We start from the raw sequence: 15,867 nt of genomic DNA on the forward strand, positions 1-15,867 counted from the left end.
ATCCCCTTCAGGCAGCCATGCCACTGTGTCTTAATAACGCGTCAATTTCTGGCTCTCTTCCACGGAAGGCTTTAAATGACTCCAGTGCCGGACGTGAGCCACCTACCTCTAACACCTCGCGTTGGAATTGCTGACCGATGGTGCGGGATAAGTTGGTGCCTTCTTTTTTGCCTTGTTCTTCGAAAGCAGCATAGGCATCTGCCGATAATACTTCTGCCCATTTGTAGCTGTAATAACCAGCTGCATAGCCACCAGCAAAGATATGACTGAACGAATGTTGTAATCGATTGAATTCTGGTGCGTTGAAAACCGATACCTGAGCACGCACGGCATCGAGTACCTCTTGTACTGTTTGTGATCCTAGCGGATCAAACTCGCCATGTAAACGCATATCAAACAAGGCGAATTCAACCTGGCGCAGTGTTTGCAATCCAGATTGGAAGTTCTTTGCAGCGACCATTTTGTCAAATAAGGCGCGTGGTAACGGCTCTCCGGTTTCAGCGTGGGCGGTCATTTTCTGTAAAACATCCCATTCCCAGCAGAAATTTTCCATGAACTGTGACGGTAATTCCACGGCATCCCATTCAACGCCAGAAATACCAGAGACTGACAGATCATCGACCTTGGTCAGCATGTGATGCAAGCCATGGCCAAATTCATGGAACAGAGTGATGACTTCGTCGTGCGTAAAGTACGCCGGTTTTGTTACACCATCAACCGTTGCTGGCTCAGTGAAGTTACACACAAGATAGGCGACGGGCGTCTGCAGTCCTTTTGCGGTTAGTCGGCGTCCGCGTGCATCATCCATCCATGCACCACCGCGTTTGCCGTTACGGGCATACAAATCGAGATAGAACTGACCGACCAGTTCGCCATTTCTTTCAATCCGGTAGAACTTGACGTCAGGGTGCCAAGTGCCGGCTTGGTCAGGTTTGATGTCGACCGCAAAGAGGGTTTGAATCACGCTAAACAAACCATTGACTACCTGATGTTCCGGAAAATATTGTTTCACTTCCTGCTCTGAAAACGCATAGCGTTGTTCACGCAGTTTTTCAGAGGCATAGGCAACGTCCCAGGCTTCCAGTTTCTCGATGCCTAGTTCTTGCGTTGCGAATTGGCGGAGTTCTTGCAAATCTTTATCTGCAAAGGGACGCGCTTTTCCTGCTAAATCTTCCAGGAAACTGGCGACCTGGGCTGGCGATTGAGCCATTTTGCTGACCAGCGAGATTTCAGCGTAGTTCTGATACCCCAATAACTGTGCTTCTTCCTGACGTAATTGCAGGATTTCATTGATGATCGCAGTATTGTCCCATTCAGGTTTTGCGCCCAGTTCAGATGCCTTGGTCGCATTGGCGCGATAAATGGTGGCACGGATTTCGCGGTTATCTGCGTATTGCAAAAGCGGGAAGTAGGAAGGGAAGTGCAGCGTGAACTTGTAACCGCTGACGCCATCTTTCTCTGCAGCCGCTTTCGCCGCCTGAATCACATCGTCCGGTAAGCCCTGAAGTTGTGCTGCGTCATCAATCATCAAACGGTAATCATTCGTGGCATCAAGAACGTTTTCAGAAAAACGCGTAGTTAGCATCGCTAGTTTTTCCTCAATCTCGGCATAACGACGTTGTTTTTCTTCAGGCAGCTCTGCACCACTCAAGCGGAAGTCACGGATCGCATGTTCAATAATCGTTTTACGGGCGACAGGCAAGGCATCAAAGCCGGTTTGCGCACGTAATGCTTTGTATTTCTCGAACAGGACTAAGTTTTGTCCTAATTCAGTCCAGAATTCAGTGATGGCGGGTTGATTCTCATTGTAGACAGCGCGCAGCTCTGGCGTGTCAGCCACACCATTGAGGTGGCCAACAATGCTCCACGCGCGGCCTAGTCGTTCAGTTGCGTTCTCCAGTGGCTCTACAAAAGTTTCCCAACTGACTTCTGATTGATCTTCAGTCAATAGTTTAATCACGGCACGATTTTCTTCTAACAGACTGGTAATAGCAGGTGTCACCTGTTCAGCACGGATGTCAGAAAAACGGGGCAGATCGCTAAAGTCGAGCAATGGAGAGGCAATAGTCATATTAATTTCTTTCAGCAGCTTCGATCGTGTTAACCAGCAACATCGTGATGGTCATCGGACCGACACCACCAGGGACTGGCGTAATATATCCCGCGACTTCTTTGCTTGGCGCAAAATCAACGTCACCACACAGCTTGCCTTCATCATCACGATTCATGCCTACGTCGATGACGACAGCGCCTGGTTTGATCATGTCAGCGGTGACGATATTACGTTTGCCGGTGGCAACAACCAAGATGTCCGCATTGCGTGTGTGTGCAGCAAGGTCACGGGTCTTGGAGTTACAGATGGTGACGGTAGCGCCAGCTTGCAAGAGCAACATCGCCTGTGGCTTACCGACAATATTGGAGGCACCAACGACAACCGCGTTTGCACCACGGACCGGATAGTCGATGGATTCCAGCATTTTCATGACGCCATACGGTGTGCATGGACGGAATAACGGCTGTCCTGTCATTAATAAACCAGCGTTGCTGATATGAAAACCATCCACATCTTTCTCGGCAGCAATTGCTTCAATGACTTTATTGGCATTGATATGCGCTGGCAATGGCAGTTGTACCAAAATACCATTAATTTTTGGGTCGTTATTTAAGCGCTCAATATGCGAAAGCAATGCCTCTTCGCTTAACTCTGCTTCGTATTTCTCTAAAACCGAGTAAAAGCCGCAATCTTCACATGCTTTGACTTTATTGCGGACATAGACTTGTGATGCAGGATTTTCTCCTACCAAAATAACTGCTAGGCCAGGCTGTTTGCCTTGAGCCTTTAAGGCGGCGGCACGTTGACTGACGTCAGCACGCAGTTGTTGAGAGAGTTGGGTTCCGTTGATGATTTGTGCAGTCATGATAGCGATGGGTAAAAGCAGGAGGAGCCGAGATTATAAAGGATGCGCCTGTTGTCATTGAAAGCAAGTTGACAATGTCTGGCAAGTTTTTTCACTATCCTTGGTGTTGGGATGGCTCATTGGGCTTAATTTTAAAAGGTTTGATCTTGATCATGTGTCGTCGTTATAGAAACTGTACTTTGTCATTGATGATTCTTAAAATCAAGACTAGATGACTTAAAGCCAACTTTCGCTAGGTCATAAAACTTATAGCGAGCAACAAGTCTCAAGTAAGAACTCTTAACCCGAGCGATTTAACGATTGATGTGATTCCTAAGGCTAACAACGAACCATGGATAAACCTGCAATTATTGCAAAAGATGTGAGCAAATGGTTTGGTGAGGGCGAGACTAGAGTGGTTGCGGTTAATAAAGTCAATTTTTCAGCCCATCTTGGTGAAATGCTATTTATTGTTGGCCCCTCCGGTAGTGGTAAGACGACGTTTCTGAGCATGATCTCAGGAATTTTGCGCCCCAATGAAGGTAGTGTTGATGTCAGAGGCAAAAGTATCTGGAATATGTCTGAAAATCAGTTGGCCGATTTTCGCCTTAATACCATCGGTTTTGTGTTTCAGGACTTCCATTTATTCCCTCGTTTAACCACGGCAGAAAATGTCGCTATACCTTTGATACTCAAACAAAGAGATTGGGATGAATCTATTGTTGAAGCCCGTCGTTACCTCGACATTGTCGGTTTAAAAGATCGCACTGAAGTTTTGCCAGTCAAGTTATCAGGTGGCGAGCAGCAGCGGGTGGCGATTGCACGTGCCATGATCAGTGAGCCGCATATTCTCATCATGGATGAACCTACCGCTTCATTGGATGGAGAAACGGGGAAAATGATCATTGCTTTTGTCAAAGAGAAATTTTTAAATCCCGACCGTTGCATTGTGATCGTAACGCATGACGCGCGAATCAACGATTTCGCGGATCGGATTGTTCATATGGAAGATGGACATATCACAGGCTTAGATAAGGGAACAGAATGAGAAACAAGATAATTTTTGGCTTAGCCTTGATCGGTGCTTTGGCCGGTCTGATATTCGCTTATATTTATGGCATCGAGCGTAAGCCGCAGCCACCTTTATTTAAGCCTGTAGCAAGCCCATATCCATCCTCAATCTACGCCAATGGCATCATTGAAAGTGATCAGGCAGGTAGCTCCAACATCAATGTTTATCCTGAGGTGCCCGGGGTAATTACCAAAGTCGCCGTCGCTGAAGGGCAAAGTGTGGCGGCCGGCGCGTCTTTGATCATGCTTGACGATACAGTACCTAAGTCCACTGCAGAACAGGCGCATTCACAAGCCCAAGCTGCATTAAGCCTTTTGAATGAATTAAAAGCACAACCCCGCAAAGAAACACTTGATATTGCAAAATCCCAGGTCGATCTGGCCGCAGCTAACGTAAAACTTGCGCGTGATCAGTTTGAAAAACGTCGTGCGTCCTATGAGATTGACGCAAAATCGATCAGCAAGGACGTGCTCGACAATGCCAAAGATGCGCTTAATCAGGCAGAGGCAGCGTTGGATGTCGCGCAGAAACAATACAATCTGACCAAAGCTGGTGCATGGGCTTATGACATCGAGAATCAACAGAAACAATACGATGCTTTGCAGCAAGCGTACCAAGGTGCGTTGGCGGTACTGGGAAAATACGTTATCAAGGCGCGTACTGATGGCGTTGTTATGTCTGTTAATGCAACACCCGGCAGCTATGTGTCTGGCGTTGGTTCCTACGACGCCTATACGCAGGCCAATTTGCCAGTGATGGTGATGAGCCGCAATCAGGACTATCTGGCGGTTCGTTGTTATGTTGATGAAATTTTGGTGTCGCGTTTGCCTGATGCTGCACATATTCGCGCTGAAATGTCGCTGCAGGGAACCGATGTCAAGATCCCGCTCGAATTTGTCCGTATCCAGCCTTATATTTCACCAAAATTAGAGCTCTCAAATCAACGGCAGGAGAAAGTTGATCTCAGGGTACTGCCGGTAATTTTCCGCTTTAGCAAAAAAAATCATACAGCCATTTATCCAGGGCAATTGGTGGATGTCTATATAGGAAATAAATGATGTCTTTACTCATCATGACACCAATTAAGACTGATAAGCTAGGCCAGCGGCGGCATGTAACGCGGCCTGTTTTCTTGACGTTAATGGTAGTGTGCCTATTAAGTGCCTGCGCGGTTGGCCCCGATTTTGTGCCGCCACACGCAGAATCGTCTGACCAATATGCGAAGAATTTTTCTGTAGAACAGCATTTTTCTGCGGATGGAAAGACGCAACATATTTCTGGCAACACGACAATTAATGACGAATGGTGGACATTATTCGGTTCAGCATCCTTGAATGCAGTGGTCGAGCAAGCGCTTGCGCATAACCAGACCTTGGCGGCTTCACAAGCGAATCTGCGTCAAAGCCAGCACAATGTACAGGCAGCCTACGGTGTATTTTTTCCCAAGGTGGATATTGGCGCAGAAGCAATCAGAGCGCGCAGTGCACCAGTTCAGACGGGGCTCTCTACGCCAGGTACGGTGTATAACCTAGTGACGGTTAGTGGTTCAATTAGCTATGTTTTTGATGTGTTTGGTGGCGAACGTAGAGCGGTAGAAGTGGCTTTAGCGCAGATGAGCAATCAGGGCTATCTGACAAAGGCGGCTTATCTGATGCTTTCTGCCAACGTGGTCAATACTGTGATTGCCCATGCTGCTTACGCTGAGCAAATTCGCTTAAACCAAGAATTGATTGATATCGAGCGTAAGCAACTAAAAACGACGCAAGTCCTCTACAACAATGGGACGATTCCATATAGTAGCGTATTGAGCCTGCAAAGTCTGATTGCCAGCAATGAGGCAGCAATTGCACCTTTAAAGCAGAAACTAGCTCAATCCGAAGACTTGCTCGCTACTTTACAAGGCGTAACACCCGCACAATTGAACTTGCCCGAGGTGACTCTTAGTAGTTTGTCTTTGCCCATTGAGTTGCCTTTAAGTTTGCCTTCAGATTTGATCAGACAACGTCCTGATATTTTATCGGCACAAGCGCAACTACATGCTGCTAGTGCAGAAATTGGTGTCGCCACTGCTGCCATGTTTCCTAGTATTAGTTTGAGTGGTAATGTGGGCATCGCTGGGCGCAGTTGGGGGAACCTCTCTGCTGGCAACGGCAAATTTTGGAACGTTGGACCAAGCATTTCTCTGCCCTTGTTTCAGGGCGGTACCTTCTGGTATCAACGCCAAGCGGCGATAGATGCATATCAGGCAGCGCAGGCCATTTACCGGCAAACCGTTTTATCTGCCTTTGCGCAAGTAGCCGATACCTTAGGTGCCATTGATCACGACGCCGCAGCATTGCAAGCCCGTGCAGATGCTAAACACGCAGCGCAGCAAGCTTTACAACTGGTGCAAGCCAATTACAGCGCAGGTATGACGGCTTATCTCGATGTCTACACCGCCGACGTACAAACGCATCAAGCTAGTATCGACTACTGGCAGGCAGTAGCGCAACGCTATCAAGATACGGTCGCCTTGTATGTGGCCTTAGGCGGTGGCTGGTGGAATAATTCAAACGTAGCTGTGAATGGGCAAGACCATGCCGCTGGGGATGTGCCATGAAACATAGTGGCATTCTTAAAATTGGTTTTAAATTATTGGTCAACGATAAATCTAAATTTACCGCATTGCTTATTGGAATTACTTTTGCGGTATTTTTGATGGTCCAAATGACGGCCATGTTTTCTGGAATTTTAAATCGGGCTTACTCGACAGTGAGTAATGTTGGCGCAAGCATGTGGGTGATGGATCCTGCAGTCAATACGCCCGGAAGTCCGATTCCTTTGCCGGATTATTTACTCAATGCTGTACGAAGTATGGACGGTGTTAGTTATGCGGTGCCCATTTTTATTGGTGGTGCGCAGGTAAAGCTTGCCAGTGGCATTTATCAAGGTGTCAGTGTCGTTGGTCTGGACGACACCAGTTTATTTGGGCGTCCAGAACTTGAACAGGGCAATATCCAAGACATTTATGCTGATAATGCATTTTTTGTAGTGCACGACGCTGAATATAGTAAGTTGGAAAATCCAAAAATTGGTACATCCTTTGAGCTCAATGATCATCGTGGCGTCATTGTCGGTGTGGCAAAAGTTGTGGCGAATGGTTTAAATGGTGTTCCAACGCTCTACACCACTTATCATCGTGCAATTGAATATCTGCCTACAACCCGCTTTACGATTTCTTATGTTTTAGTGCAACCCAAGTCGCTGCAGGGCATTGCCAATATTAAAAAAGAGGTCGCCAAGCTCGGTTACGTTGCCTTTACAAAAGAAGAGTTTAACAACCGTATTGCTGACTTTTATACCTATCAAACTGGGATAGGTACTAACATTTTATTGATGACGGTCATTAGCTTTATCGTTGGTTTATCGATTTCCGGGCAAACCTTCTACACTTTTATTTTGGAAAATCTGGAAAAATTCGGCGCCTTAAAAGCAATTGGTGCTAAGGGGTATGAGCTGATCTACATGATTTTATTCATGGCAACAGTCACCGCATTGACCGGTTATGGTTTAGGGATAGGCTTAGTGACACTGATGATTAGCATTGCCCGTAGCCGCTTACCGGGTTATGCCGCTATGATTACTAACTGGAACTTGGCGCTGGCATTTGGAATGGTCGTTTTGATCGCTGGCATCTCCAGTTATGTGGCGATCCGACGGGTGCTGAAAATTGAGCCGTTTGATATTTTCAGGGGGTAAGTTATTTTTGTTGGTCATTGAAAAGACGAATGGCGATTAAATTGATTGTCATTCGTCTTTTTTTTTCGTCTTTTTTTCTTCTTTTTTAGTTCAATGTTGCGAGAAAGTCAGTCGCTTTTTCTTGTTAGACGTCCTTGTTTTTTTTATTAATATTGCGTTGCAATATTAATAAATCCCTTTGCCACATTCAATACATATAAAAAAGTGTAAAAATATTTTGCATGGCACCATAATTTCATATTATGAAAATGCATATCGCTATTTGGAAAATTAAAAAACCCCTGTTAGAATACCTGCACTAAGAAAAGTAATGCCTATATTTGTCGATGTGCCACGCGCAATTACCTCAAAAGCGCACCAACAGGAGACCTCTTTATGTCACCCCAGATAGACCAAGTTTTGGCGCAAGCCGTCAATGATCCTGATGTTATGGAAACCAATGAGTGGCTCGACGCCCTCGAATCAGTGATTGAAAACGAAGGGCCAGAACGTGCTCATTACCTCATGGAGCGCATGGTAGATCTGGCGCGTCGTCGTGGTGCCCACATTCCATTCTCAAGCAACACCGCTTATGTGAATACGATTCCTGCTGACCAGGGCGAGCATTGCCCAGGCAATCTGGAAATCGAAGAAAAACTGCGCTCCATGATGCGTTGGAATGCGATGGCAATGGTGGTGAAAGCCAATCGTCTCGATGGCGACCTCGGTGGTCACTTGTCCAGTTTTGCTTCATTGGCAAATATGCTCGGTATTGGTTTTAACCATTTCTGGCACGCACCGACCGAAGAACATGGCGGCGATTTGCTCTACATCCAGGGCCATTCTTCTCCTGGTATCTATGCCCGCGCGTTCTTGGAAGGCCGTCTGACTGAAGAGCAGTTATTGCATTTCCGTCGTGAAGTCGACGGCAAAGGTTTGTCTTCCTACCCACATCCAAAATTGATGCCAGACTTCTGGCAGTTCCCGACCGTGTCGATGGGTCTGGGACCATTGATGTCGATCTATCAGGCGCGTTTTCTGAAGTATTTGCATGCCCGTGGTATCGCTGATACTGAGAAACGTAAAGTCTGGGCATTCTGCGGCGACGGTGAAATGGACGAACCAGAATCCATGGGTGCGATCGGTATGGCAGGTCGCGAACAACTCGACAATTTGGTGATCGTCGTCAACTGTAACTTGCAACGTCTGGATGGTCCGGTCCGTGGTAACGGTAAGATCATTCAAGAGCTGGAATCTGATTTCCGTGGCGCAGGTTGGAATGTTGTTAAAGTCATCTGGGGCTCGGGCTGGGATGAGCTGCTGGCAAAAGACAAAGACGGTATTTTGCAAAAAGTGATGATGGAAACCGTTGACGGTGAATATCAAAACTACAAAGCCAAAGACGGCGCGTATGTTCGTGCTAACTTCTTCGGCAAACATCCAAAATTGCTGGAAATGGTCAGCAAAATGTCGGATGATGACATTTGGCGTCTGACCCGTGGTGGCCATGACCCACACAAAATCTATGCTGCATTTAAAGTGGCACAAGAAAACAAAGGCCAGCCAACCGTTATCTTGGCGAAGAGTATTAAAGGTTTCGGCTTTGGTAAGTCGGGTGAAGCACGTAACACAGCGCACAACACCAAAAAACTCGATGATGAAGCCATCAAAGCAATGCGCGACCGCTTCCAGTTGCCAATTGCTGACGCTGATTTGCCATCGATTCCATTCTACAAACCAGCTGACGACACGCCAGAAATGCAATATCTGCACGCACGTCGTGCTGCATTAGGTGGCTACCTGCCACAACGTCGTCAGACAGCAGATGAAACATTGGTTGTGCCAGCACTGACTGCATTCCAGGCCATGTTGGAACCAACTGCAGAAGGCCGTGAAATTTCAACGACCGCAGCCTATGTCCGTATTCTGACTGCATTGTTGCGTGATAGCAGCCTCGGTCAGCGCGTTGTACCTATCATGGTCGATGAGTCCCGTACATTTGGTATGGAAGGGTTGTTCCGCCAGATCGGTATTTTTAGCCAAGTAGGTCAGTTGTACGAACCAGTCGATAAAGACCAGGTCATGTACTACCGTGAAGATAAAGCAGGTCAGATTCTGCAAGAAGGTATCAATGAAGCAGGTGGTATGAGTTCATGGATTGCTGCGGCAACCTCCTACTCGACCAACAATCGCGTCATGATCCCGTTCTACACTTACTACTCTATGTTCGGTCTGCAGCGTATTGGCGATCTGGCATGGGCAGCGGGCGACATGCGCGCACGTGGCTTCTTGCTGGGCGGTACTGCTGGTCGTACGACATTGAACGGCGAGGGCTTGCAACATGAAGATGGTCATAGCCACGTATTGGCATCGACGATTCCTAACTGCGTTCCTTACGATCCGACATTTGCCCATGAAGTTGCTGTCATTATTCATGACGGTCTGCGCCGCATGGTCACTGAGCAAGAAGACGTGTTCTACTACATCACCTTGATGAACGAGAACTACAGCCACCCAGGTATCAAGCCAGGTCAAGAAGAAGGCATCATCAAAGGTCTGTACCTGTTGCAACAGTCCCAGCAAACGACGAAGCACCGTGTACAACTGATGGGTTCCGGCACGATTTTGCGTGAAGTCATTGCTGCTGCCGAATTGTTGCAAAGTGACTGGGGTATTGCTGCTGACGTCTGGTCAGCACCATCCTTTACATTGCTGGCACGTGATGGCCAGGATGCAGAACGTTGGAACATGTTGCACCCGACAGATACAGCACGTCTGCCTTACATCACACAATGCCTGAAAGATACACAAGGTCCAATCGTGGTATCGACAGATTACATGCGTACGTTTGCTGAGCAAGTACGTGCCTTTATTCCTAAGGACCGTAGCTATAAAGTTCTGGGTACGGATGGCTTTGGTCGTTCTGATTCACGCGAAAAATTACGTGAATTCTTTGAAGTGAATCGCTACTTCGTCGTGATCGCTGCATTGAAATCGTTGGCTGATGAAGGTGCGTTATCTGCTTCCGTTGTGGCACAGGCAATCACCAAATACGGCATCAATGCTGATAAACCAAATCCAGTAACTGTGTAAAGCACGTGTCTGGGTGTGCGTTGTACACCCAGACATCATTGCATATCTGAGCGGTGCGCCACGCGTGCCCTACGAAAGAAACGTAAACGGAGCTATTTTATGAGCGCAATTGAAGTCAAAGTACCGGATATCGGTGATTTCAAGGAAGTAGAAGTCATTGAGTTGATGGTCAAAGTCGGCGATACCATCAAAGTGGATCAGTCCCTGATCACCGTAGAATCAGACAAAGCAAGTATGGAAATTCCTTCCAGCCATGCCGGTGTCATTACTGAAATTAAAGTCAAAGTTGGCGATAAAGTTGCCGAAGGCTCTCTGTTAGTCGTGGTTGAAGCCATCGCTGGCGCAGCAGCACCTGCAACTGCAGCATCGACTCCTGTTGCTGCGGCTGCACCCGCACCTGCACCTGCTCCTGTGGCAGCAGCACCAGTAGCAGTATTAGTGGCAGCACCAGTCGCGGCTCCAGCGTCTGCTCCAGTTACCGCACCAGTCGCCACTGCCAGCGCTGGTAAAGCCCATGCGTCACCATCCATCCGTAAATTTGCGCGTGAATTGGGTGTCGATCTGAGTCGTGTTGCTGGTTCTGGTCAAAAAGGACGCATCACGCAAGAAGACGTACAGAATTTTGTTAAAGGCATCATGGCAGGTAGTACTGCCGTGGCTGCGGTTGCTGCACCAGTGGCTAAAAATGGTAGCGGCGTAGGTTTGGATTTGTTGCCATGGCCATCGCTGGACTTCAGCAAATTCGGTACCACCGAATTGTTGCCGCTGTCACGCATCAAAAAACTCAGTGGTCCAAATCTGCACCGCAACTGGGTCATGATTCCGCACGTGACGCAATTTGATGAAGCCGACATCACTGGTCTGGAAGATTTCCGTAAATCATCTAACGATGCATTGGTCAAATCTGGTGTTAAATTGACCATGCTGGCTTTTGTGATCAAAGCCAGCGTTGCTGCCTTGAAAAAATTCAAAGCATTCAATGCGTCCCTCGATGCAACTGGCGAAAACCTGATTCTGAAGCAGTACTACAACATCGGTTTTGCCGCTGATACACCGAATGGTTTGGTTGTTCCTGTCATCAAAAATGCAGATCAAAAAACCTTGTCGCAGATCGCCGTTGAAATGGGTGAACTGTCCGCACAAGCGCGCGATGGCAAGCTCAAGCCAGCTGATATGCAAGGCGCGACATTCACGATTTCTTCTTTGGGTGGTATCGGTGGTACAGCATTCACACCGATTATCAATGCACCTGAAGTGGCGATTCTGGGCTTGTCTAAATCCAGCATGAAACCAGTCTGGGATGGCAAACAATTCGTTCCGCGTCTGATGTTGCCACTGTCCTTGTCCTACGATCACCGTGTGATCGATGGTGCAATGGCTGCGAAATTTACTGCATATTTGGCTGATGTTCTGGCTGATTTGCGTAAAACCTTGCTGTGATTGGAGAGCATGCGATGAGTACAGTTGAAGTCAAAGTCCCGGATATCGGTGATTTTAAAGAAGTCGAAGTGATTGAGTTGCTGGTCAAAGTCGGCGATACCATTAAGGTTGATCAGTCTTTGATTACCGTCGAATCTGACAAAGCAAGTATGGAAATCCCTTCCAGCCATGCTGGTGTGATCAAAGAATTGCGCGTTAAGCTAGGTGACAAGATCGCTGAAGGCAGCTTGCTGTTGATCGTGGAAGCAGAAGGCGTGGCGGCTGTGCCTGCTGCAGCAGCTCCCGCAGCAGCTCCCGCTCCCGCGACAGCACCAGCAGCGTCTGCAGCAGTCGTTGCTGCTCCGGCAGTAGTTGGCATCGTTGAGGTGAAGGTACCAGATATCGGCGATTTCAAAGAAGTTGAAGTCATTGAATTGATGGTCAAAGTTGGCGATACGATCAAAGTAGATCAGTCACTGATCACGGTTGAATCTGACAAGGCAAGTATGGAAATTCCATCTAGTCATGCAGGTGTGGTCAAAGAAGTGAAAGTCAAAGTCGGTGATAAAGTTGCCGAAGGTTCGTTGTTATTACTAGTAGAAGCGGCGGGTGCAGCAGCTTCGGCAGCAACAGCGGCTCCAGCTTCACCGGCAGCACCAGTTGCCGCACCAAGCGCTCCAGCGGTTCCAGCGCCAGTTGCCTCCGGTTACAGCGGTCAGGTCGATCTTCAGTGCGACATGATGGTCTTGGGTGCGGGTCCTGGTGGCTATTCAGCGGCGTTCCGTTCTGCTGATCTTGGTTTGAATACAGTCTTGGTTGAAAAATATGCGGCACTTGGTGGCGTGTGTTTGAACGTTGGCTGTATTCCATCCAAAGCATTGTTGCACGTTGCTGCGGTGATCGATGAAACCTCGCACATGGAAGCGCTGGGCGTGAGCTTTGCGAAACCAACGATTGACATCGACAAGTTGCGTGGCTACAAAGAAAGCGTCATCAAAAAAATGACGACTGGCTTAGCTGGTATGGCGAAAGCACGTAAAGTCAATATCGTTCAAGGTGTTGGCCAGTTCCTGAGCCCTTATCATATTGAAGTGACAGCAGCCGACGGCACTAAAAAAGTGGTGCATTTCAAACAAGCGATCATCGCTGCAGGTTCTTCAGTTGTGAACTTGCCGTTTGTTCCAGCAGATCCACGCATCGTTGACAGTACCGGCGCATTGGAATTGCGTCAGGTACCAAAACGTATGCTGGTTATTGGTGGGGGTATTATTGGCCTGGAAATGGCAACCGTTTATTCCACACTCGGCGCACGTATTGATGTCGTTGAGATGATGGATGGCCTGATGCAAGGCGCTGACCGTGATATGGTCAAGGTCTGGCAGAAGTTCAACGAAAAACGGTTTGACAACATCATGTTGAAAACTAAAACGGTTGGCGTTGAAGCACTCCCAGAAGGGATCAAAGTCACTTTCGCCGCCGCCGTTGAAGGCGACGCAGTACCGGCGCCACAATTGTATGATCTGGTGTTAGTGGCTGTTGGTCGTAGTCCAAACGGTAAAAAAGTCGCTGCTGACAAAGCAGGTGTGGCAGTGACTGACCGTGGATTCATCCATGTCGATAAACAAATGCGTACGAATGTACCGCATATTTTTGCGATTGGTGATCTAGTCGGACAACCAATGCTAGCGCATAAAGCAGTGCATGAAGCGCACGTGGCTGCCGAAGCAGCAGCGGGCGAAAAAGCCTACTTTGACGCTTCCGTCATTCCTTCAGTGGCTTACACTGATCCGGAAGTGGCATGGGTTGGCGTGACTGAAGATGAAGCGAAAGCAAAAGGTCTGAAAGTTGAAAAAGGTCTGTTCCCATGGATGGCTTCTGGTCGTGCCGTAGCAAATGGCCGTGATGAAGGCTTCACTAAGTTGATTTTCGATGCGGAAACCAAGCGTATTGTGGGCGGTGGTATCGTTGGTACCCACGCAGGCGATATGATCGGTGAAATCGCGCTGGCCATTGAAATGGGTGCTGATGCAGTCGATATCGGTAAAACGATCCATCCGCATCCGACACTGGGCGAGTCCATTGGTATGGCAGCCGAAGTCTACAAAGGCGTTTGTACCGATTTACCACCTCAGCGTAAAAAGTAAGCCGTTGTTGATGAAGTTAAAAACCGCGATCATGGTCGCGGTTTTTTTATACCGATGAAAGATCTACGCACCGCTTAGTTGGTACTTAGTTAATGCTAATTCAGAAACTATGATCCGTCTGCTATTCTAGATGCTCATTGTTTGATATAAAAATAAAGTGCGAAGAAAGTGCAAAAGATGGTCCAACAACTGAAATTACTGAGTATTAAGCGTATTTTTGCAGCAAGTTGTAGTGCATGTTGTTTGTTGTTAATGGCTTGTCCGTCCTATGCTGAGGTTGATAATGGCTGGGTTGGGACATGGACTGCTGCGCCAGATCAGATTGGTCCTCCTTTGAAGGCGCAAACAATCCGTCAGGTAATACGCACGAGCGTCGGTGGCAAACGTATTCGCATTCGTATTTCAAATCAGTATGGCAAAGAACCTCTTGAACTTGGTTCGGTGCATCTGGCAGCTCATGCAAGGGATGCCGCGATTAAGGCTGGCAGCGATCATGTGGTCACGTTCGCTGGCAAACGACAGGTGACCATCCCTCTGGGAGAGAGTGTCTTAAGTGATCCAGTCAGCATGAAGGTAGCACCGTTGCAGGAGTTGGCAGTCAGTATGTTTTTACCTTCCGGGATTATTGCCTCGACATTACACGGCACTGCAATGCAGACGACTTATTCAGTGCCGGAATATAATTTAACGACAGCGATCGATTTGCCACATCCGGATAAGGATGACAGTCGTTATTTTTTAGCCGATGTCGAGGTGTCAGGTGCGCATGATGCTCGCGCTATCGTGGTGATTGGTGATTCGATTACTGATGGGGTTGGTTCGACAGGGGATAAGAATATGCGGTGGACCGATGTGCTTGCCGAGCGCCTGCAAACCGATATTAAGCGCTCATCGATTGCGGTCCAGAACGCCGGTATTAGCGGTAATCGCCTTCTCAATGATGGTACCGATCCCTTTGTCGGTCCTGGTATGCTGGCACGTCTAGAACGCGACGCACTCTCTAAGCCGAGCGTCAAATGGGTTTTGCTATTTGGTGGTATCAATGACATCAGTGCTGCCAACGTGCTGCGTTCGCCCAAGGATAAGGTGACGGTAACTCAGCTCACTCAAGGGATGGTAGCTCTGATTGCGAAAGCGCATGCTAAGGGAGTGAAGGTGTGGGGTGGAACGATACTGCCCAATGGAGGAACTGTTGGCGTGATAGGGCATAGTGCGAACGGTGAAAAAATGCGACAAGATCTGAATGCCTGGATACGTCAGTCAGGGGCGTTTGATGCCGTGATTGATTTTGATCGCGCGCTAGCATCACCAGCACATCCTACCCAACTTGCACCAGAATTTGATAGCGGTGACCACACCCATCCGAATGATGTCGGATATCGTGCAATAGCAAATACGGTTGATCTGAATCTGTTTTCTGTGTTGCGTTAAATCTCCCCGTTAAACCGGCTTACCCACCCAGCACGGACAACACGTAAGAGGTAGCATTTCCTCTTCCGTGCGCAGTTTCTATTACTTGGTCGGG

The 15,867-nt window shown here is 48.0% G+C and carries 10 protein-coding genes; 8 read left to right on the plus strand and 2 right to left on the minus strand.

Going from position 1 to position 15,867, the window contains the following annotated elements; translation table 11 throughout:
• Nucleotides 1–7 precede the first annotated feature (7 nt).
• Nucleotides 8–2,071, minus strand: a complete 2,064-nt coding sequence (locus ACO0KV_RS08515) for a M3 family metallopeptidase (protein ID WP_423041798.1) — start codon at nt 2,069–2,071, stop codon at nt 8–10.
• Nucleotide 2,072: 1 nt separating this feature from the next.
• Nucleotides 2,073–2,918 carry a bifunctional methylenetetrahydrofolate dehydrogenase/methenyltetrahydrofolate cyclohydrolase FolD gene (gene folD / locus ACO0KV_RS08520; RefSeq protein ID WP_423041800.1) on the minus strand — a complete coding sequence of 282 codons (846 nt, stop codon included), beginning with the start codon at nt 2,916–2,918 and terminating at the stop codon, nt 2,073–2,075.
• A 331-nt stretch (nt 2,919–3,249) separates the two neighbouring features.
• On the opposite strand from folD, the gene ACO0KV_RS08525 reads away from it, so the two are divergent.
• The 8 genes from ACO0KV_RS08525 (at nt 3,250) to ACO0KV_RS08560 (ending at nt 15,773) form a co-directional block, all read left to right on the plus strand.
• On the plus strand, nt 3,250–3,945 hold the full coding sequence (locus ACO0KV_RS08525; protein ID WP_423041802.1) for an ABC transporter ATP-binding protein: 696 nt from the start codon (nt 3,250–3,252) through the stop codon (nt 3,943–3,945).
• Complete coding sequence (locus ACO0KV_RS08530) at nt 3,942–5,027, plus strand: HlyD family secretion protein (RefSeq protein ID WP_423041804.1); 1,086 nt, start codon at nt 3,942–3,944, stop codon at nt 5,025–5,027. Before ACO0KV_RS08525 ends, ACO0KV_RS08530 begins: the two co-directional genes overlap by 4 nt.
• Nucleotides 5,024–6,568, plus strand: a complete 1,545-nt coding sequence (locus ACO0KV_RS08535; RefSeq protein WP_423041806.1) for an efflux transporter outer membrane subunit — start codon at nt 5,024–5,026, stop codon at nt 6,566–6,568. Before ACO0KV_RS08530 ends, ACO0KV_RS08535 begins: the two co-directional genes overlap by 4 nt.
• The gene (locus tag ACO0KV_RS08540; protein WP_423041808.1) at nt 6,565–7,707 is read left to right on the plus strand and encodes an ABC transporter permease; all 1,143 of its coding nucleotides are present in this window, start codon (nt 6,565–6,567) and stop codon (nt 7,705–7,707) included. Before ACO0KV_RS08535 ends, ACO0KV_RS08540 begins: the two co-directional genes overlap by 4 nt.
• 375 nt (nt 7,708–8,082) lie before the next feature.
• Nucleotides 8,083–10,779, plus strand: coding sequence for a pyruvate dehydrogenase (acetyl-transferring), homodimeric type (gene aceE, locus ACO0KV_RS08545; protein ID WP_423041810.1), 2,697 nt, complete (start codon nt 8,083–8,085; stop codon nt 10,777–10,779).
• Between the two features lie 99 nt (nt 10,780–10,878).
• Nucleotides 10,879–12,219, plus strand: a complete 1,341-nt coding sequence (aceF, locus tag ACO0KV_RS08550) for a dihydrolipoyllysine-residue acetyltransferase (RefSeq protein ID WP_423041812.1) — start codon at nt 10,879–10,881, stop codon at nt 12,217–12,219.
• 14 nt (nt 12,220–12,233) lie between these two features.
• Entirely contained in the window at nt 12,234–14,342 is a 2,109-nt protein-coding gene (lpdA, locus tag ACO0KV_RS08555) for a dihydrolipoyl dehydrogenase (protein ID WP_423041814.1), read from the plus strand.
• Nucleotides 14,343–14,519: 177 nt separating this feature from the next.
• Complete coding sequence (locus ACO0KV_RS08560) at nt 14,520–15,773, plus strand: SGNH/GDSL hydrolase family protein (RefSeq protein ID WP_423041816.1); 1,254 nt, start codon at nt 14,520–14,522, stop codon at nt 15,771–15,773.
• The last annotated feature ends 94 nt before the right edge of the window (nt 15,774–15,867 follow it).

It is taken from the genome of Undibacterium sp. RuRC25W, assembly GCF_049339825.1.
Classification (GTDB): domain Bacteria; phylum Pseudomonadota; class Gammaproteobacteria; order Burkholderiales; family Burkholderiaceae_D; genus Undibacterium.

Excerpts from the sequence above, each read along its gene's own strand:
- aceF (WP_423041812.1), top strand. The coding sequence starts at position 10,879 with ATGAGCGCAATTGAAGTCAAAGTACCGGATATCGGTGATTTCAAGGAA.
- aceE (WP_423041810.1), top strand. The coding sequence starts at position 8,083 with ATGTCACCCCAGATAGACCAAGTTTTGGCGCAAGCCGTCAATGATCCT.
- ACO0KV_RS08540 (WP_423041808.1), top strand. The coding sequence starts at position 6,565 with ATGAAACATAGTGGCATTCTTAAAATTGGTTTTAAATTATTGGTCAAC.
- lpdA (WP_423041814.1), top strand. The coding sequence starts at position 12,234 with ATGAGTACAGTTGAAGTCAAAGTCCCGGATATCGGTGATTTTAAAGAA.
- ACO0KV_RS08535 (WP_423041806.1), top strand. The coding sequence starts at position 5,024 with ATGATGTCTTTACTCATCATGACACCAATTAAGACTGATAAGCTAGGC.
- ACO0KV_RS08515 (WP_423041798.1), bottom strand. The coding sequence starts at position 2,071 with ATGACTATTGCCTCTCCATTGCTCGACTTTAGCGATCTGCCCCGTTTT.
- ACO0KV_RS08525 (WP_423041802.1), top strand. The coding sequence starts at position 3,250 with ATGGATAAACCTGCAATTATTGCAAAAGATGTGAGCAAATGGTTTGGT.
- ACO0KV_RS08530 (WP_423041804.1), top strand. The coding sequence starts at position 3,942 with ATGAGAAACAAGATAATTTTTGGCTTAGCCTTGATCGGTGCTTTGGCC.
- folD (WP_423041800.1), bottom strand. The coding sequence starts at position 2,918 with ATGACTGCACAAATCATCAACGGAACCCAACTCTCTCAACAACTGCGT.
- ACO0KV_RS08560 (WP_423041816.1), top strand. The coding sequence starts at position 14,520 with ATGGTCCAACAACTGAAATTACTGAGTATTAAGCGTATTTTTGCAGCA.